This window comes from Mesorhizobium sp. M2C.T.Ca.TU.002.02.1.1 (genome assembly GCF_003997225.1).
Window position 1 is genome coordinate 1 of sequence record NZ_RZTO01000004.1, and the last position, 20,102, is coordinate 20,102.

Annotated in this window: 18 protein-coding genes and 1 pseudogene; 13 read left to right on the top strand and 6 right to left on the bottom strand. The window is 62.3% G+C overall.

Features of this window, described 5'->3' with window-relative positions:
* On the top strand, window positions 1-1,281 hold a 1,281-nt coding region (locus tag EOD07_RS00475), incomplete at its 5' end, for a peroxidase family protein (protein WP_348627725.1).
* A gap of 157 nt (window positions 1,282-1,438) precedes the next feature.
* Here EOD07_RS00475 and EOD07_RS00480 read toward each other — a convergent pair.
* A complete protein-coding gene (locus EOD07_RS00480; protein ID WP_027164332.1) occupies window positions 1,439-2,116 on the bottom strand; it encodes an MIP family channel protein in 678 nt (225 codons plus the stop codon).
* Between the two features lie 333 nt (window positions 2,117-2,449).
* Here EOD07_RS00480 and EOD07_RS00485 point away from each other — a divergent pair, with 333 nt between their 5' ends.
* The 5 genes and pseudogenes from EOD07_RS00485 to EOD07_RS38325 form a co-directional block, all read left to right on the top strand.
* Window positions 2,450-3,739, top strand: coding sequence for an RsmB/NOP family class I SAM-dependent RNA methyltransferase (locus EOD07_RS00485; protein ID WP_127233493.1), 1,290 nt, complete (start codon window positions 2,450-2,452; stop codon window positions 3,737-3,739).
* Between the two features lie 94 nt (window positions 3,740-3,833).
* A complete protein-coding gene (locus EOD07_RS00490) occupies window positions 3,834-4,292 on the top strand; it encodes a PaaI family thioesterase (protein WP_073989711.1) in 459 nt (152 codons plus the stop codon).
* A 3-nt stretch (window positions 4,293-4,295) separates the two neighbouring features.
* A complete protein-coding gene (locus EOD07_RS00495; RefSeq protein WP_127233494.1) occupies window positions 4,296-4,940 on the top strand; it encodes a 5'-methylthioadenosine/S-adenosylhomocysteine nucleosidase in 645 nt (214 codons plus the stop codon).
* Between the two features lie 63 nt (window positions 4,941-5,003).
* Window positions 5,004-6,566 carry a glutamine-hydrolyzing GMP synthase gene (gene guaA / locus EOD07_RS00500; protein ID WP_127233495.1) on the top strand — a complete coding sequence of 521 codons (1,563 nt, stop codon included), beginning with the start codon at window positions 5,004-5,006 and terminating at the stop codon, window positions 6,564-6,566.
* Window positions 6,567-6,600: 34 nt separating this feature from the next.
* Window positions 6,601-6,881: pseudogene (locus tag EOD07_RS38325) on the top strand (integrase); the annotation flags it as partial.
* 21 nt (window positions 6,882-6,902) lie between these two features.
* Here the strand turns inward: EOD07_RS38325 and EOD07_RS00510 are convergent.
* Window positions 6,903-7,169 carry a hypothetical protein gene (locus EOD07_RS00510; RefSeq protein ID WP_127233496.1) on the bottom strand — a complete coding sequence of 89 codons (267 nt, stop codon included), beginning with the start codon at window positions 7,167-7,169 and terminating at the stop codon, window positions 6,903-6,905.
* Window positions 7,170-7,397: 228 nt separating this feature from the next.
* Between EOD07_RS00510 and EOD07_RS00515 the strand changes: the two genes are divergently transcribed.
* The 5 genes from EOD07_RS00515 (at window position 7,398) to EOD07_RS00540 (ending at window position 13,206) form a co-directional block, all read left to right on the top strand.
* Window positions 7,398-8,324, top strand: a complete 927-nt coding sequence (locus EOD07_RS00515; protein ID WP_127233516.1) for a transcriptional regulator — start codon at window positions 7,398-7,400, stop codon at window positions 8,322-8,324.
* Window positions 8,325-8,528: 204 nt separating this feature from the next.
* Complete coding sequence (locus EOD07_RS00525; RefSeq protein ID WP_127233497.1) at window positions 8,529-10,034, top strand: alpha-N-arabinofuranosidase; 1,506 nt, start codon at window positions 8,529-8,531, stop codon at window positions 10,032-10,034.
* Between the two features lie 114 nt (window positions 10,035-10,148).
* Window positions 10,149-11,423: an extracellular solute-binding protein gene (locus EOD07_RS00530; RefSeq protein ID WP_127233498.1), complete on the top strand. Its 1,275-nt coding sequence runs from the start codon at window positions 10,149-10,151 to the stop codon at window positions 11,421-11,423.
* A 59-nt stretch (window positions 11,424-11,482) separates the two neighbouring features.
* Window positions 11,483-12,367 carry a sugar ABC transporter permease gene (locus tag EOD07_RS00535; protein ID WP_127233499.1) on the top strand — a complete coding sequence of 295 codons (885 nt, stop codon included), beginning with the start codon at window positions 11,483-11,485 and terminating at the stop codon, window positions 12,365-12,367.
* A complete protein-coding gene (locus EOD07_RS00540) occupies window positions 12,364-13,206 on the top strand; it encodes a carbohydrate ABC transporter permease (protein ID WP_127233500.1) in 843 nt (280 codons plus the stop codon). The genes EOD07_RS00535 and EOD07_RS00540 overlap by 4 nt, the downstream gene beginning before the upstream one ends.
* Window positions 13,207-13,226: 20 nt before the next feature.
* Here the strand turns inward: EOD07_RS00540 and EOD07_RS00545 are convergent, their stop codons facing one another.
* The 4 genes from EOD07_RS00545 to EOD07_RS00560 form a co-directional block, all read right to left on the bottom strand.
* Window positions 13,227-14,312 (bottom strand): ABC transporter ATP-binding protein, encoded by a 1,086-nt coding sequence (locus EOD07_RS00545; protein WP_127233517.1) that lies wholly within the window; start codon window positions 14,310-14,312, stop codon window positions 13,227-13,229.
* 393 nt (window positions 14,313-14,705) lie between these two features.
* Window positions 14,706-15,377 carry a Tim44/TimA family putative adaptor protein gene (locus tag EOD07_RS00550; protein ID WP_127233501.1) on the bottom strand — a complete coding sequence of 224 codons (672 nt, stop codon included), beginning with the start codon at window positions 15,375-15,377 and terminating at the stop codon, window positions 14,706-14,708.
* A 19-nt stretch (window positions 15,378-15,396) separates the two neighbouring features.
* Complete coding sequence (gene ctaD / locus EOD07_RS00555) at window positions 15,397-16,992, bottom strand: cytochrome c oxidase subunit I (protein ID WP_127233502.1); 1,596 nt, start codon at window positions 16,990-16,992, stop codon at window positions 15,397-15,399.
* 105 nt (window positions 16,993-17,097) lie between these two features.
* Window positions 17,098-17,760, bottom strand: a complete 663-nt coding sequence (locus EOD07_RS00560) for a 5-formyltetrahydrofolate cyclo-ligase (protein WP_127233503.1) — start codon at window positions 17,758-17,760, stop codon at window positions 17,098-17,100.
* Window positions 17,761-17,880: 120 nt separating this feature from the next.
* Here EOD07_RS00560 and EOD07_RS00565 point away from each other — a divergent pair, with 120 nt between their 5' ends.
* Both EOD07_RS00565 and EOD07_RS00570 read left to right on the top strand, forming a co-directional pair.
* Window positions 17,881-18,720, top strand: coding sequence for a LysR family transcriptional regulator (locus tag EOD07_RS00565; protein WP_127233504.1), 840 nt, complete (start codon window positions 17,881-17,883; stop codon window positions 18,718-18,720).
* Window positions 18,721-19,420: 700 nt separating this feature from the next.
* The gene (locus EOD07_RS00570; RefSeq protein ID WP_164771999.1) at window positions 19,421-20,101 is read left to right on the top strand and encodes a CBS domain-containing protein; all 681 of its coding nucleotides are present in this window, start codon (window positions 19,421-19,423) and stop codon (window positions 20,099-20,101) included.
* The last annotated feature ends 1 nt before the right edge of the window (window position 20,102 follow it).

The window sequence follows — 20,102 nt, forward strand, 5'->3', positions numbered from 1 at the left end:
ATCGGCAGCGGCCTCGAGGTGATCTGGACGACGACGCCGACCAAATGGACCAACAACTTCTTCTGGAACCTGTTCGGCTACGAATGGGAGCTGACCAAGAGCCCGGCCGGCGCGCATCAGTGGAAGCCGAAGCACGGCATGGGCAACGGCACGGTCCCGGACGCGCATGATGCCTCGAAGCGCCACGCGCCCTCGATGCTGACCACCGACCTCGCGCTGCGCTTCGATCCCGAATACGAGAAGATCTCGCGTCGCTTTTACGAGAACCCCGATCAGTTTGCCGACGCCTTTGCGCGTGCCTGGTTCAAGCTGACCCATCGCGACATGGGGCCGCGCGTTCGCTATCTCGGCCCGCTCGTGCCGAAGGAAGAGCTGATCTGGCAGGACCCGATCCCGGCGGTCGATCACGAGCTGGTCGACGATGCCGACGTCGCGGCGTTGAAGGCGAAGATCCTCGGCTCCGGCCTTTCGGTCGCCGAACTGGTCTCGACGGCCTGGGCGTCGGCGTCGACGTTCCGTGGTTCCGACAAGCGCGGCGGCGCCAACGGCGCGCGCATCCGGCTCAGCCCGCAGAAGGACTGGGACGTCAACCAGCCGGCACAGCTCGCCAAGGTGTTGCAGAAGCTCGAGGCGATCCAGAAGGACTTCAACGCCACGCAGTCGGGCGGCAAGAAGGTCTCGCTCGCCGACCTGATCGTGCTCGGTGGCGCCGCGGCGGTCGAGAAGGCGGCCAAGGATGCCGGCCAGGACGTCAAGGTGGCCTTCACGCCTGGCCGCACGGACGCCTCGCAGGAGCAGACGGACACGCATTCCTTCGCGCCGCTGGAGCCGACCGTCGACGGTTTCCGCAACTATTCCCGAGGCAGGCAGCGCCTGACCGCCGAGGAGGCGTTGGTAGACCGGGCACAACTGCTGACGTTGACGGCGCCGGAGATGACAGTGCTGGTCGGCGGCCTGCGCGTGCTCGGCGCCAATGCCGGCCAGTCCGAGCATGGCGTGTTCACCAAGCACCCCGGTACGCTGACCAACGACTTCTTCGTCAACCTGCTCGACATGGGTACGGAGTGGAAGGCGACGTCGGACGCCAAGGACGTGTTCGAGGGCCGCGACCGCAAGACGGGCGAAGTGAAGTGGACCGGCACGCGCGCCGATCTCATCTTCGGTTCGCACTCGCAACTGCGGGCGCTGGCGGAAGTCTATGCGACCGCCGACGCGAAGCAGAAGTTCGCCACCGACTTCGTGACGGCGTGGAACAAGGTGATGAACGCCGATCGCTTCTAGAGCGATTTCAGGAAGAGCGTGAGCGGTTAGGCTCGGCGACTTCGCCGTAGCCTTCTGCCCGGGATCGCGTCAAAACAAAGAGATGGAGCGGTTCGCCGAGAGCTCAAAAAAAGGCGCGGGTCATGTCCGCGCCTTTTAACTTTTTGTCGAACTGCGATCAGTCTTTTTCGAAGATGCCGGCCTTGGCGACGACACCGGCAATCGCCCCGCCGATCAGCGGCGCGACGATGAACAGCCAGAGCTGGCTGAGCGCGGCACCTCCCGAAAACAGCGCCGGGCCGATCGAGCGCGCCGGATTGACCGAGGTGCCGGTCACCGGGATCATGGCGAAGTGGATGCCTGCCAGCGTCAGGCCGATGACCAGGCCGGCGAAGGCGGTGGTGTGCTTGGCGTTGGTGACGCCGAGGATTACCGTGACGAAGGTGAAGGTGCCGATCAGCTCCCACAGGAAGGCCGAGCTCATGCCCCATTTCGCTTCGTCCCAGCCATTGGCGCCGAAGCCGCCGGTGTGGCCGCCGGCCTGGCCGGAAACGATGATCCACAGCGCCAGCGAAGCGATGATGGCGCCGATGATCTGCGCGATCCAGTAAGGAACGACATCCTTGGCCGGCATCCGCCCCGCCAGGAACACGCCGAGCGTCACCGCCGGATTGAGATGCGCGCCCGAGATCGGGCCGATCGCATAGGCCGCGGCGATCAGGCCGATGCCGAACGCCAGGCCGATGCCTTCCTGTCCGAGCGGCAGCGCGCCGCCGAAACCGCCCGTGACCACGGAGGCCGTGCCGATGAACACCAACAAAAACGTGCCGAGAACTTCTGCCAGATAAGTCTTCATTGCCCTCTCCTCATAGGATCCGTCGAAATCGCGTTTCCCGCGTCGCGAATCACTGCCGGAAGAGTATTCCTGCCGGAAACACTTGGAAAGCTGAGAGGTTAAGTCGGCGGGCTTTCTTGCAGGCGCCAATCAAAAACATTAGAAGTCTTTCATGTTCTGATCGATTGTTCTTGTTTCCTGGCTCGGGCTCCCACCATGGAAAAATCGTTCGGCCAAATCGCCCGCTCTTGAAACGCCATTTCATCGGCAAACCGAACGGAACTGTTTCAATCCTGGCCTGAAAGGCTTTATGAGCGGGCTGGAAACCGATTTGTAACAGCTACGGAAAACGGGATGCGACTGGGCGGAAGGCTGGCGGCGGCCATAGAGGTTCTCGAAGACATCGGCCGTCGCCACCGGCCGGTGGCCGACGCCTTGCGCGACTGGGGCCTGTCGCATCGCTTCGCCGGCGGCGGCGATCGCGCGGCGATCGGCAACATCGTCTATGACGCGCTGCGCCGCAGACGCTCGGCCGGCTGGCTGTTCGGCGAGGAGACACCGCGCGCCATCGGCTTCGGCGCGCTTCTGTTGGAGTGGGGGCAGACGGCGCAGTCGCTCAACGATGCGCTGGACGGCGACAAATTCGCGCCGCCGCTGCTCAGCGCGTCCGAGTTGAAGGCGGCCGCCGAGCGCCGGCTTGACGAGGCGCCCGAGGCGGTGCGGGCGGATGTTCCGGACTGGTGCGCGCCGTTGCTCGAGCAGGCCTATGGCGCCGCCTGGGTCGAGGAAGGCGCGGCGCTCGCCCAGCGCCCGCCGCTGGATCTCAGGGTCAACACGCTCCAGGCCGATCGCGCCAAGGTGCTGGCCGAGCTCCAGGGCACGGGCGCCAAGCCGACGGCAATCGCGCCGCATGGCATCCGCATCCCGCCGATCGACGGCGACGGCAGGCATCCCAACGTGCAGGCCGAGCCCGCTTTCCAGAAAGGCTGGTTCGAAGTGCAGGACGAAGGCTCGCAGCTTGCCGCGGCGCTCGCCGGGGCCGCGCCCGGCATGCAGGTGCTCGACTATTGCGCCGGCGCCGGCGGCAAGACGCTGGCGCTGTCGGCCGAGATGGACAATCGGGGCCAGCTCTTTGCCCATGACTCGGAAAAGGTGCGGCTGGCGCCGATCTTCGAACGCATCCGCCGATCGCACAACCGCAACGTCCAGGTCGTCAGCAAGCCCGCGGAGCTTGCACCGCTTGCCGGGCATATGGACCTCGTGCTGATCGATGCGCCCTGCACCGGCAGCGGTACCTGGCGTCGCCGTCCGGATGCCAAATGGCGGCTGACCGAGCGGCAGCTCGATGCCCGAAGAGGGGAGCAGCAGGCGATCCTCGACACCGCGCAGGCCTTCGTCAAACCGGGCGGCCTGCTGGTTTACGTCACCTGTTCGGTGTTCGATGCCGAGAACGGCGAGCAGGTCGCGGCGTTTCGCGCGCGCCATGAAGGCTTCGCGCCGGTCGATCACCGCCAGCTCTGGGACAGCCGCTTCCCAGGCCATGAAGGGGCCGCGCGCATTGCCGATACCGGCGGTATCTCGCTGTCGCCGGCACTGAGCGGTACCGACGGGTTCTACCTCCATGCCTTGCGCAGGGCCGCCTGAGATCGACCGCCTTTTGCTGCGCTGCAACATAAGCGATTGCCTGTCTCGCCTGGCTCTGCAATAAGCTTCGCCAGCAAAACGTGAGGCGAAGACCATGGCAGCCAAGATCGTACCCGCTCCTGACTATGAGGAACGCGTCAGGACTTCCTTTGCCCGCCAGAATGCGATGGCCACCATCGGCGCGGAGCTGACGCTGGTGACGCCCGGCATCATCGAGATCGAGATGCCTTATGCGGCCTCGCTCACCCAGCAGCACGGCTTCCTGCATGCCGGCGTCATCTCGACCGCGCTGGACTCCGCCTGCGGCTACGCCGCATTCTCGCTGATGCCGCAGAATTCCAGCGTGCTGACCATCGAGTTCAAGGTGAACCTCTTAGCGCCGGGCAGGGGCGAGCGCTTCCTGTTCCGCGGCTCCGTGACAAAGCCCGGCCGCACCATCATCGTCGCCGACGGGCAGGCCTACGCGTTCGCCGCCGATGGCGAGGCCAAGCTGATCGCCACCATGACCGGCACAATGATGACGGTGGTCGGTCGCGACGGTATCGAGGGGTGACCCATGGCAAACGCCACGCGAATTGGAGACAAGGCTGTTCTCTTCGTCATGGCGGTGGAGGCCGAATACGGCCCGCACCTCAAAAACCTGTTCACGCCGCTGATGACCGGCGTCGGTCCGGTCGAGGCTGGTGTCAGGCTGGGCGCAGAGCTGGCCGCGTTGAAGGCCGAGGGAGCGCTGCCGGACCTGGTCGTCTCGCTGGGCTCTGCCGGCAGCCGCAAGCTGGAGCAGGCCGAAATCTACCAGGCCGTGTCGGTGAGCTATCGCGACATGGACGTTTCGCCGCTCGGCTTCGAGAAGGGCGCCACGCCCTTCCTCGACCTGCCGGTGACGGTGCCGTTGCCCTTCGTCATTCCGGGCATCAAGGCCGCCTCGCTCTCGACCGGCGGCGCGATCATTTCCGGCGCCGCCTATGACGCCATCGACGCCGATATGGTCGACATGGAGACCTTCGCCTGCCTGCGCGCCTGCCAGCTGTTCGGCGTGCCGCTGATTGGGCTCCGCGGCATTTCCGACGGCGCGGCCGATCTCAGACACGTCAACGACTGGACGGAATATCTGCATGTGATCGATGAGAAGCTGGCTGCGGCCATCGGCTTGCTGGAGCAGGCGATCGAATCCGGCGCGATCGGGCTGGGTGAGGGCTAAAGGACCGAAAGCCGCGGCGCGGAGCCCATTGCGCCGACTCGTTTCTTTCTCTAAAGGCTCGCCATGACGACAGCCAATCACACCGACACCGTACTGATTGTCGATTTCGGCAGCCAGTTCACGCAGCTCATCGCCCGCCGCATCCGTGAGGCCGGCGTCTTTTCCGAGATCGTGCCGTTCCAATCGGCTGAAGCGGCCTTCAAGCGCATCAAGCCGAAAGCGGTGATCCTGTCGGGCGGCCCGGCCTCGACCACCGACATCGGCAGCCCGCGCGCGCCGCAGATCGTCTTCGACGCCGGCGTGCCGGTGCTCGGCATCTGCTACGGCCAGATGGCGCTCTGCGTGCAGATGGGCGGCATCGCCGAGAGCTCCAACCATCGCGAGTTCGGCCGCGCCTTCGTCGAGATCGAGAAGGACAGTCCGCTGTTCGAAGGCCTCTGGGCGCCCGGCCAGCGCCACCAGGTGTGGATGAGCCATGGCGACCGTGTCATCGAACTGCCGCCGGGCTTCAAGGTGCTCGGCAAGTCGGAGAGCTCGCCCTTCGCCATCTTCGGCGATATCGAGCGCAAGATGTACGGCATCATGTTCCACCCCGAGGTGGTGCACACGCCGGACGGCGCCAGGCTGCTCCGCAACTTCGTCCACAACATCGCCGGTATAGAGGGCGACTGGACGATGCGCGCCTATCGCGAGCACGCGGTCGAGACGATCCGCAAGCAGGTCGGCAAGGGCAAGGTCATCTGCGCGCTCTCGGGCGGCGTCGATTCTTCGGTCGCGGCGCTCCTCATCCACGAGGCGGTTGGTGACCAATTGACCTGCATCCTCGTCGACCACGGTCTGATGCGCAAGGACGAGGCGCAAAGCGTGGTGGAGATGTTCCGCCAGCACTACAACCTGCCGCTGATCCTGGTCGACGCCTCCGACCGCTTCATCTCGGCGCTGGAAGGCGAGGCCGATCCGGAGAAGAAGCGCAAGACCATCGGCCGGCTGTTCATCGAGGTGTTCGAGGAAGAGGCGAAGAAGCTCGGCGGCGCCGATTTCCTGGCCCAGGGCACGCTCTATCCCGACGTGATCGAGAGCGTCTCCTTCTCCGGCGGCCCGTCGGTGACGATCAAGTCGCACCACAATGTCGGCGGCCTGCCCGAGCGCATGAACATGAAGCTGGTCGAGCCGCTGCGCGAACTGTTCAAGGACGAGGTGAGGGCGCTGGGCAAGGAACTCGGCCTGCCCGAGAGCTTCATCGGCCGTCACCCCTTCCCGGGCCCCGGCCTTGCCATTCGCTGCCCGGGCGGCATCACCCGCGAGAAGCTGGAGATCCTGCGCGAGGCCGACGCCATCTATCTCGACGAGATCCGCAAGGCCGGCCTCTACGACGCCATCTGGCAGGCCTTCGCCGTGCTTTTGCCGGTGCAGACAGTCGGCGTCATGGGCGACGGCCGCACCTATGAATTCGTCTGCGCGCTGCGCGCCGTGACGTCCGTCGACGGCATGACGGCCGATTTCTACCACTACGACATGGCCTTCCTCGGCGCCGCCGCCACGCGCATCATCAACGAGGTCAAGGGCATCAACCGCGTGGTCTACGACGTGACGTCGAAGCCGCCCGGCACGATCGAGTGGGAATGATTCAGGTTTACTTCAACGTCGCCGGAAATACAGCATCGTTGAACGTGGCGCGTCGCCCACTGCCATCCACGTGCGGGACATACTCAAGCAGATTTTCGGCTTCGCGATCCTGCGCGGGGAGAAGGTGGCTAATCCGGCTGATGAGGTAGGCCTGCATCCATCGCCACATTCGTTCCGAAGGACCGCTCGCTTTCACCGTCGGAAATTCGCGTGATGCTGAGGCAGCTCGAGCACGTCGCCACGCTTCCCGTGATCCGTCTTGGGATGCGGCTTTACCTGCTCACGATGGTGCGAAAGAGCGAGCTGCAGGACGCGGCCCCTTCTTTCGCGGAGCGACTAGCCGCTTGAACTGTCGGGGTCCCGCTTTGCGCTGGCCTCACCGTTCTTGTCGCTCGTGTCGGTAGTTGCGTTGCCGCTGGCTCCAGCTCCGATGGCAGCACTGGCGAGACCCGTGGAGGCGGCCGTTTCGCCGGCGCTCGTGGCTATTGAGCCGGCAGCCTGGTCGCCTGCATCGGCAGGAGTGTCGCCAACGGGTTTTGTCTTGCTCTCCTTCGTTTCATTGCGTCGATCGTTTGCAGTCGCATTCGGGTTGCCTTCTGGCATCGCAACGCCTCCGAGTTTATGCAGACGCATGGGAGTATCGAGCCGCCGAGGGCGCGATGTCCAGTGAGCCGGGTCACCAGACGGCACGATTCGTGGCGGCCTGCTGGTCAACCTCTAGGTGGCGAAATCATTGCGAAGATCTGTCCGCCAGGCGGTTCACTCCATAACGCGCCTTTATTTGTATCTGATCTGCTGATACATAACACCGTGTCACGCGTGCGGGGCCATATGTCGAATGAAATCATGGTTGTCGATCCGCTTGAGCGGCTTGACTTGTTGAAGAGCCTGGCGAGCGAGGTCCGGGTCCGGATTCTCGATCTGCTGCACCGCAAGGGGCCGAAAAACGTCAATCAAGTGGCCGAGGAGCTGGGTCTTCCGCAATCGACGATTTCCGCAAATATCCAGGTTCTTGTCGATGTGGGTTTGATCGAGACGAAATCACAGAAGGCGCGCAAGGGAAGCCAAAAGGTCTGCTATTCGACCTTCTCCGAGTTGGTTGTCGTCTTCAAGGACCGCACCCCGGCGCAGGATCTCGGCGTCATAGAAGTGGCGATGCCGCTTGGACTCTATACGAGATGCGAAGTCTCCGCTCCCTGCGGCCTGTGCTCGAAGGACGGCGTCATCGGACTTCTCGATGTGCCCGACACCTTCCTCGATCCCGATCGTATGCGGGCAGGGCTGCTATGGTTCACGCGCGGCTTCGTCGAATACCAGTTTCCCAACAATGCCACGCTTGCCAATGCCAAGGTCGGCGGGTTGGAACTGGCGATGGAGCTTTCGTCGGAGGTGCCGGGCACATCGAAGGATTGGCCATCGGACATCACGGTGGCGATCAACGGGCACGAGATCGATACCTGGACGGCGCCGGCCGACTATGGGGACAAGCGCGGCAAGCATACGCCCGGCTGGTGGAAGCTGGCCGGATCGCAGTATGGCGACCTCGCACACTGGCGCGTCACGAACAACGGCACCTATCGCAACAATGACAAGGTTTCCAAATGCTCGCTGGCCGATCTGGAGCTCGAGCGGCACCGCTCGATCCGGATCAGAATCGGCGTGAAGGAAGATGCGCGTCACCCTGGCGGGGTAAATATCTTCGGCAGCGGCTTCGGCAATTACAGCAACGACATCGTTCTGCGCCTGCTGAAGGCTTGAGGGCATCTTAAAGCGCCTCGCGCTGAACCGGATTCAGGCGACGCGCTTCAAGTCTTTGTTTTGATGCATGTCGTTGTCCCAGAACCGCGCACACTTCTGGGCGACATGCATAAGGCCCTTGACGGGCGACCGAACTCCGCCATTAACTGATCCGAGACCTGGATATAGACCGGAAAGTCAGATTGATAATCCGCGGGAGGGATCATGAAGGCCAGAGTCACGGCGAACGCGGCCTATGCCGTCGCGGATACCGACAAACGTCTTTACGGCTCGTTTCTCGAGCATCTCGGCCGGGCGATCTATACGGGCATCTACGAGCCCGGACATCCACAAGCGGACGCACAGGGGATGCGCAAGGACGTGATCGAGCTGGTGCGTGCGCTCGACACTCCGATCTGCCGCTACCCGGGTGGCAACTTCGTGTCGGCCTACAATTGGGAAGACGGCATAGGCCCAAAGGAGAACCGCCCGCGGCGGCTCGATCTTGCCTGGCGCACCACGGAGCCGAACCTGGTTGGAATCCACGAATTCGCCGACTGGGCCGAAAAGGCCGGCACCGAGATGATGCTTGCCGTCAATCTCGGTTCCCGCGGCCTCGACGAGGCGCGGGCCTTCGTCGAGTACGTCAACCACCCGGGCGGCAGCTACTGGTCCGACCTCAGGGCCAAGAACGGACGCGCGCAACCCTGGAACTGCCGCCTCTGGTGTCTCGGCAATGAGATGGACGGCCCGTGGCAGGTCGGCAACAAGTCGGCGGGCGAATACGGCCATCTCGCCAACGAGACCGCCAAGGCGCTGCGCGGCCTCGACCCGACGGTGGAACTGGTCGTCTGTGGCTCGTCGCATTCCAATATGCCGACCTATCCGCAGTGGGAAGCAACCGTGCTGGAAGCGACCTACGAGCAGGTCGACTATATCTCTCTCCATATGTATTTCGAGAACTACGAGAAGAATACGGCCGAATATCTCGCTCTTCCCGCCAAGCTCGATCGCTACATCGGCACGGTTTCCGGCATCATCGACTACGTGAAGGCCAAGACCCGCTCGAAACGGGACGTGAAGATTTCCTTCGACGAGTGGAACGTCTGGTACCATCAGCGCAAGCAGGACGCCGAGCGGATGCGCCGCTGGGACTGGCCGGAAGCGCCCAGGCTTCTGGAAGACATCTACAATTTCGAGGACGTGCTGCAAGTCGGCTGCATCATCAACACCTTCATCCGACGGTCGGATATTGTTCGCATCGCCTGCATTGCGCAGCTGGTGAACGTTATCGCGCCGATCATGACGGAGCCCGGCGGCAGCGCCTGGCGGCAAACGATCTACTGGCCTTTCATGCTGGCCTCCAGGCATGGCCGCGGCACCGCGCTGCAACTCGCGGTCGAGGTGCCTACCTATAACGCGGCCGCGGCCGACAAGGTGCCGTGGCTCGACATTGCGGGCGTGCACGATTCAAACGCCGGCACGCTGACCTTCTTCGCAATCAACCGGCATGGATCCGAGACGATAGAGGCGGAAATCGCCCTCGATCGGTTTGCCGCCAAGTCCATCGAGCATACGGTCATCCGTCATGACGATCTCGAGGCCTGCAACACGAAGGACGCGCCCGACAACGTATCGCCGGTCAAAGGCAACGGGGCAGCGCTCAGCGGCAAGGGAATGACGCTGAACCTGCCGCCGCACTCCTACTCGATGGTTCGTGTGACGCTCTGAGTTAATATCCGACTATCAGATATATATCGTAAAATCCGTTGCGGGCGGATTGGTTTGGTGTAGCATTGAGAGGTTCAAGGCGGATCCAACCGCCGTGCTCGGGAGGAAGCTGAGATGAACTTTCGCAGGATGATGGCCGTAGCGGTGGTTGCGGCCGGAGGATTCTGGTCCGTAGCGGCCCAGGCCGAGGAAACCGTCATATGGTGGGATTTCCTCGGTGGCGGTGACGGTGTGCGCATGAAGCAGATGATCACCGACTTCAACACCGCCCACGCCGGCAAGATCAAGATCGACGCCACGACGCTGGAGTGGGGGACGCCCTTCTATACGAAGGTGCAGACCTCGGCCGCGGTCGGTGAGGCGCCAGACGTCATGACCTATCACGCCAGCCGCATCCCCTTGGCGGTGAGCCAGGACATTCTCGAGGAAATCACCGCCGACGACATGAGCAAGATGGGCCTATCGGCCTCGGATTTCTCCCAGACGACGATGGACGCCGTGACGGTCGACGGCAGGCAATACGCAGTGCCGCTCGATACCCATCCAATCGTCCTTTACTACAATCGCGACCTCCTGAAGAAGGCAGGCGTGCTTGGCGGCGACGGCCGTCCCATGGGCATGGGCAACAAGGACGAGTTTACCGCCACACTCAAGAAGTTGAAGGACGCCGGGGTCGAGTTCCCGTTGGGCAGTGTCACTGCGGACGGCAACTTCATGTACCGCACCATTTACTCGCTGGTGTGCCAGCAAGGCGGCGAGCTTCTGACGGGCAACGAGTTCCTCGCCGGGGACAATCCCGAAAAGCTGGAGAAGGCGCTAGCGGTTCTGCAAGGGTGGACGAAGGCAGGGCTGCAGTCGACCTACACGGACTATCCCGCGACCGTCGCCCTGTTCACCTCGGGCAAGGCCGCAATGATGATCAACGGCGTCTGGGAGGTTCCCACGATGACCGACCTCGCCAAGCAAGGCAAGCTGTTCGACTGGGGCGCCGTCGAGATCCCGGTGATCTTCGACAAGCCATGCACCTATGCCGACAGCCACTCGTTCGCAATTCCAAAGAACAAGGGCAAGGAGATCAGCCCGCAAAAGCGTGCCGCGGTTCTCGAGGTGATCTCATGGATGGACAAGCACTCGCTGTTCTGGGCCACGGCAGGCCACATTCCGGCCTACAAGCCAGTCACCGAAACGGCTGAATACAAGGCGATGCAGCCAAACGCGACCTACTCGACGCTGACGGCCAACATGATCTTCGATCCAAAGTCGCCCAAGGCTGGTGTCGCCGGGCCGATCTTCGACATCATGTCCAATTATTTCGTGCCGACCCTCAACGGAGAGATGGATCCGGCCGAGGCGGTGAAATCCATCAAGGAAGAGCTGAACAGCATGTAGGCTCAAAAGGCTGGGAACGCCCGGTCCAGAGCGATCCCAGCCATACTTGAGGAAGAGCCATGCTTCGTAACTTCCGCACCGAACGTCTTGTCGCACTGGTGCTGGTCGCCCCCTTCCTGGCGATCTACCTGCTGGCGTTCGTCTATCCGACGGTCCAGATGTTCCGCATCTCCTTTACCGACGCGCCGCTGATCGGCGCTGGTCGGTGGGTTGGTCTCGACAACTACCTGCGGCTCGACAACGACCCGATGTTCCGGCGCGCGGTCTGGAACACCGCTTACTTCGTGCTGATGACAGTCGTCCCCGGAACACTCATCGCCCTGTTGATCGCGCTTGGCGTGTCGCGCCTCAAGGGCCGGCTCCAGGCGATCGTTCTGGCGCTGTTCTTCCTGCCCTACATCCTGCCGGTGTCCGTAGTCTACCTGATCTGGGACTGGACGCTGAATTTCCAGTTCGGGATCGCGATGCATGCGCTGGACTGGCTCGGAGTCCCGCGCGTGCCGGTCTTCAAGTCGCGCGTCTGGTTCTTGCCGGCTGTGGCCGGGGTGACGATCTGGTGGACCGCGGGCTTCTCGATCCTCCTCTTCCTCGCTGGACTGCGGTCCATACCGGCGGAGATCTACGAAGCCGCGGCGCTCGACAACTCGACGCGATGGACCACGTTCCGGCGCATCACCTGGCCGCTGCTGTGGCCGGTCACCTCGCTGGTGTTCACCATCCAACTGATCCTGCAACTCAAGATATTCGACCAGGTCTATCTGTTCTCGATCGGCGGCCGGCCGAACGACAACATGGTGCTCGTCTATTACGTCTTCCAGAAGGCCTTCCAGCAGAACCAGGGAGGCAGGGCGGCTGCTGTCGCCGTGACCCTTTTCGTGCTTGTGGTCGTCGTCTCGGTCCTGCAATTCCAACTGCTCCGGTTCGCCGAAAGGCGGCGCCGATGAACGTCATGGCCGCGCAACGCTGGAACTTTTGGGGCGGGATCATCACGGCACTGACGCTCGTCTGCGCCATCCTCTGGGCGTTCCCGCTCTATTGGGGTGTGATCTCATCGCTCAAACCGGACAGTGAGGTCGTCCGGCCTTACATCGAACTCTGGCCCGAGACGCCGACGCTGGAGAACTACATCAGCGCGCTGACCACCACACCGATCGGCAGCTGGTACATCAATTCGGTCGCGGTCGCGGTCGGCGTAACGGTCATCACCATCTTCATCTCGATGATGTGCGGCTACGCGATCTCGCAGTTGCGGTTCCCAGGGCGGATCGCGCTATGGTGGCTGATCCTTGCCTCCTTCATGGTGCCAATTTCAGCGCTTATCATCAATCATTTCGTGCTGGTCGCCAACCTCGGCCTGATCAACAGCTGGGCCGGAATCATGTTGCCGCAGCTTATCCACCCCGTCATTGTCATCGTGTACAAGCAGTTCTTCGATCAGGTCCCGAAGGACTTCCGCGAGGCTGCGGTCATGGACAACGCGTCCGAATTCGGGATCCTCTTCAAGATCTACATGCCGATGAACTGGGGGGTGACGACGGCGCTGTCGATCGTCTGCTTCATCTGGACGTGGAACGCGTTTTTGTGGCCGTTCCTCTCCGTGACCCGCACCGAGATGATGACGATCACCGTCGGCATCACGCAGGTCAACGACGCCTTCGGTGTCTACTATGCGCGCCAGCTGTCGGCGGCCGTGCTGGCCGGCCTTCCAGTGGCGCTGGCCTATCTTCTCTTCCAGCGCCGAGTAACCGAAGCGATAACGCTCTCGGCAGGTATCAAGGGCTAAAACGCGTCGCGCCTACGGGTTCAGGCCCCGTCGGCGTGCGCGTGCCAGGTCGATCCGTCCGCGGCGAAGAGATGCAGGGCCGTGGTGTCGAACTTCAGTCGAACGGCGTCGCCCGGTTTGACGCTCGAAAGCCCGCGATCTTGCGCCGTCACCTGGGTCCCATCCGCGAGCCGGGCATAGATGAGCGTTCGCTCCCCAAGCCGCTCGACAACGGTGGCCGTGGCTAATGCGTCCCCGCCCTCCGCGACGACAGTCAGCGCTTCCGGCCGCACTCCTAGTTCGCGCCAATCCCTGTTGGCGGGTCTGCCCGGAAGTTCGACAAGCGATCCATCCGCCAAGCGCACGTTGAGCCTGTCGCCCGAGCCCGAAATCGTAACAGGCAGGATGTTCATCGCCGGAGACCCCACGAAGGTAGCGACGAATCGCGACGCGGGACGTGCATAGACCTCGACCGGTCTTCCCATCTGCTCTATCCGGCAATTGTTCAGGATCACAATACGGTCGGCAAGCGTCATCGCCTCCACCTGATCGTGGGTGACGTAGATCATCGTCGACTTCAGACGTTGATGCAGTTCGGCAAGCTCGACGCGTGTGCGGGCTCGAAGCGCCGCGTCCAGATTGGAGAGTGGCTCGTCGAACAGGAATGCCTTGGGCTCCTTGACGATCGCACGCCCGATGGCCACGCGCTGGCGCTGTCCGCCAGAGAGCTGCGAGGGCCGCCGGTTGAGCAGCACCTCGATCTCCAAGATACGCGCGGCCTCAGCGATCCGCCGGCGTATAACATCCGGCGCGACCCGAATGTTCCTTAGCCCAAAGGCCATGTTCTCCGCGACGGTCATATGTGGGTAAAGCGCATAGTTCTGGAAGACCATCGCAACGTTGCGCCTGCCCGGCGCAAGGTTTTCCGAGCGCACCCCGTCGATCGTCAGTGTGCCCTCGTCGATGCTTTCGAGACCGGCGATCATCCGGAGCAGCGTCGTCTTGCCAGAACCGGACGGACCGAGAAACACGACCAGCTCTCCCGGCTCGATGTCCAGGCTCACGTCGCGGATCACCTCAACCGCGCCAAAGTGCTTTGATACGCCCGACAGCGCGATTCCCGTCATGCTTGCGATCCCTTTTTCCTGCATAATTTCGGATAAATACCCGATGTCAAGGAATGTTGGGCTGCGGCACCATGAACGGCTTTCCATGTCCATCTTGCAACGGGAACTTAGCACTGCAGGGGACTGCGCACGGTTGCGCCCTCTCGGACGGCAGCCACTGGTATTGCCGGGTCCGCCGCGGGAACGAAAAGACCCGGCCGATGGGTCCCTATACCAAACAACAGGCCGAACGGATCCTTGATCGCCAAAAGAGGGGCCGCTCGGATCATGTTCGAGTAGGATGGCACCTTCACGACTACATCGGCCGGGCGCACATTTCAGTTCAACGATAGTCTTCATCAAGTTCTTGAAACGTTGCGGAGCAGACTCCGGGCTTTGCCGCCGCAGCAGCGGTCAAGATGCCGCTTTGAGCCCGTCATCCTCATCTGTGGCCACAAGTCGCCATTGCGGGTTCCCTTGCGAAAGGTCGCGCGAGAACGTCCATACATCGCTTGTTTCGATGATGCGCTGAGGATCGCCGTCGACGAGCACGCCGCTGGCCGAACGGGTCACGCTGATGAGCTGAGCCGTGAGGCGGACACTAATTTCGGCAACGCTCCTCGCCACATCGGCGCCGGTCACTGATGCCTCCTTTAAGCAGACGAAGGTTATATCCATCTCAAACCCGCGGCTGCTCCGTTCGTCAATTGCGGTCTCGAAGGCAGCCAACACTTCCGGTGACAGCAACAAACGCAGTGTTCTCATGTCACCCTTGGCGTAAGCGTGCAGGATCGTTTCGTAGGCGCTGGCGGCGCCGTGCAAGAAATGCTGCTCGTCGAAAGAAGGATCGGCCCGGCTGACCATGCCGCAAGGCCTCACGGAGGAAGCCGCGTCTTCCCTTGATGCATTGCTGGCTGGGCCAACGAGCGGCTTCAAGACCTCTGAACCCGCTTTCGGAAACATCAGGTCGAGCAATCCTAGAAGCGCCCACCACGACACAAGCAGCAATATCGCAAGCCATTGGCTCCCTGCGTCGGCGACTTGATCCATTTCCACCTCCACATCGTCGGTCTGGTCGGATTCCATTTGTTGTTACAACACCCGCTCAGCGTATACGCGGCAGTTGCTTGAACTGGTGGTAAGGAGGCGGCGAGGGCAGCTGCCATTCAAGCGTGGTCGCCCCTACGCCCCATGGATTGGCGCTGGCCGTGCGCTTGCGGCTGAAAGCTTCCACAACGGCGACGAAGAAGATGATCAGCCCCACGGTCGAGATGTAGGACCCGATGGACGCGACGAAATTCCAGCCGGCGAAAGCGTCCGGATAGTCGGCGGTGCGGCGCGGCATGCCAGCCATGCCGAGGAAGTGCTGCGGGAAGAAGACGAGGTTGACGCCTATGAACATCGTCCAGAAATGCAGTTTTCCCAAGGCTTCGCTGTACATGTAGCCGGTCATCTTCGGGAACCAGTAGTAGAAGCCCGCGAAGATGGCGAAGACCGCGCCCAGGGACAGCACGTAGTGGAAGTGGGCGATCACGAAGTAGGTGTCGTGCAACGAGCGGTCGATTCCGGGGCTGGCGACCATGATCCCGGTGACGCCGCCGATGGTGAAAAGCAGGACGAAGCCGATGGCAAACAGCATCGGCGTCTTGAACTCGATCGACCCGCCCCACATCGTGGCCAGCCACGAGAACACCTTCACGCCCGTCGGAACGGCGATCACCATCGAGGCGAAGGCGAAGTAGCGCTGGCTGTCGACGGAGATGCCGGTCGTATACATATGATGCGCCCACACGACGAAGCCGATCGCGCCGATCGCCACCATCGCATAGGCCATGCCGACATAGCCGAAGATTGGCTTCTTGGCGAAGGTCGAGATGACGTGGCTGATGATGCCGAAGCCGGGCAGGATCATGATGTAGACCTCCGGATGGCCGAAGAACCAGAACAGGTGCTGGTAGAGGATTGGGTCGCCGCCGCCATCGGGAACGAAGAATGTCGTGCCGAAGTTGCGATCCGTGAGCAGCATCGTGATCGCGCCGGCAAGCACCGGCAGCGACATGAGAAGCATGAAGGCCGTCACCAGCATCGACCAGGCGAAGAGCGGCATCTTGTGCATCGTCATGCCAGGCGCGCGCATGTTGAAGATGGTGGTGATGAAGTTGATCGCGCCGAGGATCGATGACGCTCCCGCAAGGTGGATCGACAGAATGACGAGGTCGACCGCTGGGCCTGGTTGGCCGGAGGTCGAAAGCGGCGGGTAGAGCGTCCAGCCACCACCGTGGCCAAGCGTGCCTGGCGCTCCCGGGACGAATATCGAGGTGATGAAGAGGATGAACGCCATCACCAGCAGCCAGAACGAGATATTGTTCATGCGAGGGAACGCCATGTCGGGCGCGCCGATCATGATCGGCACCATCCAGTTGCCGAAACCGCCGATCAACGCCGGCATGAGGACGAAGAAGATCATGACGAGACCGTGCGAGCTGACGACGACATTGTAGGTCATCGGGTCGCTGAATATCTGCAACCCGGGCTCCTGGAGCTCCATCCGGATCAGCACCGAAAGCCCGGTGCCGAAGATCCCAGTTATGATCGAGAAGATCAGATAGAGCGTTCCGATATCCTTGTGGTTGGTCGACCACAGCCACCTGACGAGAAACCGGGGCTTGTGGTCGTCGAACGTTGCTGCTGGATTCGACATGGCGCTCTACCTGCCTTTCATTGCAGGCAAGCCGGATGGTTGCCGGGACGGGCGACATTCAGCCGTCGTCGCGATCGGGGAACCAGACGCTGTCTGCTTGATGTTTCAGTCGTCCGTGACGATTACGTCCATCGGAATGTCGTGAGGCTGCGGATAGATCGTTCGCAGCCGGCTTCCTGCGTAACCCACGCCGACGACCAGCGGCCGACGGTGCATCGCGGCGAGCGTCCTGTCAAAGAAGCCGCCGCCATATCCCAAGCGGTAGTTCGCTGCGTCGAAGCCGACCACCGGCGCGATCACGACGTCCGGCAAGACCGAGGGACCGCGTGAGGGAACAAGGATATTCCAAACGCCACGCTCAAGCGGGTCGCCCGGCCTCCAGACGCGAAACTCCAGCGGCCAGCCTTTCCTGATGACGACGGGAAGCGCGATCCTGCCGCCGCGTTCCATGATCTTGATCGCCCAGTTGCGAAGGTCGGGTTCGCCGCGGAAGGGCCAATATCCGCTTACGATGTGGCCGCTGACCTTGCCGATGGCAAGATCGAGACGCGAGGCGATGCGGTTTGACCTGGCGCTCCTCTCCTCGGCGTCGATGGCGAGGCGCTCCTCGATCAGCCTCAGACGTTCCGCCTTGCGCCAGCGCAGGACGCAGCTCCAGGAATCTCCTGGCTCCGATTGTACGCCATATTCGGATGAAAGCTCGTGCGCGAAGCAGGGCGGAGATGCGTATTCCCGGATTTCCGGATCGGGGTATCTCTTCTCGGCCATGGTCAGCTCCGTTTCCGTGCGCCTCACACGTTGGCGAAAACGTGCTCCGCGGGAAACAGGAAGGCAAACGGAATTAAATGCTGTATGAGTACAAAATTATTGCATTAACAGGAGGCGCCAGTGGACATCGACCGCGCTCGAACGTTCCTTGAAATCGTCCATTCGGGCAGTTTTCTGAAGGCTGCGGATCGCCTTCACGTTACCCAGACCACGGTGAGCGCGCGCATCCGCACGCTGGAGGAAGAACTCGGCCGTCAGCTCTTCATCCGTAATCGAAACGGCGCGCAGCTAACGCCGGCAGGGCGCGAGTTCGAACGATACGCGCAGTCGTTCGTGCAGATCTGGGAGAGGGCTCGCCATCAGCTCGCCATCCCGTCGGGACGGACAAGCGTGGTGGCGTTGGGCGGCGAGCTCAGTCTCTGGAACCCGCTTCTGCTGGATTGGCTGGTCTGGATGAGGAAGATGAGTCCGGAAATCGCCATCCACGCGCAGGTTGGTGTGCCGGACCAACTCATCGAACAGCTCAGGACCGGGGTTCTCGATATCGCGGTGCTTTACGCGCCCAAGATGCTGCCTGGCTTTCGGGTGGAGTTGCTTGTCGAGGAGCAGCTTGTCCTGGTCAAAACCGTGAACGAGGATGAAGACCAAGCCAGAGACTATGTCTATGTCGACTGGGGGCCGCTGTTCGCGGCGTTGCATGGCGCCAGCTCCACGACATTTGGCGAGCCGGGAGTGCTGGTCGGACTCGGCCCACTGGGCTTGAGCTATATCCTGCGCGCCGGCGGGAGAGGCTATTTCCGCAGGGGCGCCGCGGCTCCGCATATCGAGGCGGGAGAACTGGAGGTCGTGGAGGGCGCGCCGGAATTCACCTATCCGGCTTATGCGGTCTATCCGGAGGCGGGCGAGGCGCGGGCCGACGTGCAGGAGGCGCTACGCGGCCTGAAGGAGGTCGTCAAATGAGCGGCGCATCGCCGTTCCGGCCGAATGTTCGGGAGATTGGGCGGCCCATCCTGAAGGCACTGATGCGAGTTGCTTCCTCCGTCGCCTTGCGTCGCGCGCCGGCATCGCCTTTGGCCGGATCAAGGCCGGTCAGGTCGCGCGCGGAGCAGGACGTCGATCACCAGTTCCCGTCCCGCCCTGCTGATGCCGATCCCGCTTGGCCTCTCCTGAGCCAACCCAAGTGTAATGAGGCGCCTGGCCAAGGTCTCGTCCAGACCGGGGCATGGTCCGCGATTCATACGCTTCAGGGCCGTTTTCTCCTGAGCGCTGAGATCGTTCCAGTTGATCGCCATGGCGACGTCTGCCCCCTTGTCTGATCGGGATGGGTTTGAAAAGCCGATGCCTTCGCTGGCGCCTGCGAAGGCATCATCCGCTTAGAAACGCATGCGGACCCGCAAAAGAAAAGACCCAGTTAGTACAATTTATTTGCGCTGAAGCGGCAATAAATTTCGTTTGCCCTGCATGCAAAAGGGGCTGAATCTTCAGTTCGAACTGACGGCGTTGGTGTCGTCGCAAGCCCAATCGTTGGGGTGTCGACTTGGGAAGGACGCGGTGAGGCGCGCAGACGATGGGAAGGTCCAAGAGCGATAACCGCAAAGTGCTTCCGTTGCCGGGCATTCGGTCTCCTGACAGAGCACGGACGCTGGTCGCATTGGATATCATGACGTCACCGGTGATCGCGGTCGGGCCGGACAGCACGTTGGACGAAGTGTGCGACCTCCTTTTCACGCGCGGTTTGAGCGCGGTTGCGGTGATCGACCAGGGCGCGCTGCTCGGGGTCGTAAGCGAGGAGGACCTGATCCACAGGGCCGAGATCGGGACAGCCGCGCCGCGGTGTTCGTGGTGGGTTTGGCTCTTCGGCAACAACACGGCGCTCGCGGCGGACTATCTGAAATCGCACTCCGTCCATGTGACTGACGTCATGACCAGGCAGGTGGTCACAGTTTCGTTGAGCACACCGATCGATGAAATCGCCGCACTGCTTGAAGTCGATCGCGCCCGGCGCGTCTTCGTCGTTGTTGGCGGACAGGTCGTGGGGATCGTTGGCCGGGCGGATCTGGTGCGTGCCCTTGCTCGCGCCAGGAGGAGCCTGCCTCGCACCGTCTCGATGCACGACGACGCCAGTATCAGGCAGGAAATTGTTGGTGCGCTGCGGCAAGAACCATGGCCGTCGATCGGGGAAACCGACGTGGTCGTGACCAATGGGGTGGTTGCCCTCTGGGGCGGTTACATGTCGGAACAGGAACGGAAGGCATCGCTTGTTCTGGCCGAGAACACTGCCGGCGTTCGGGCGGTCGATGACCACCGCGTTCCGCTCGACATCGCCTACGCGATGGTTTGAA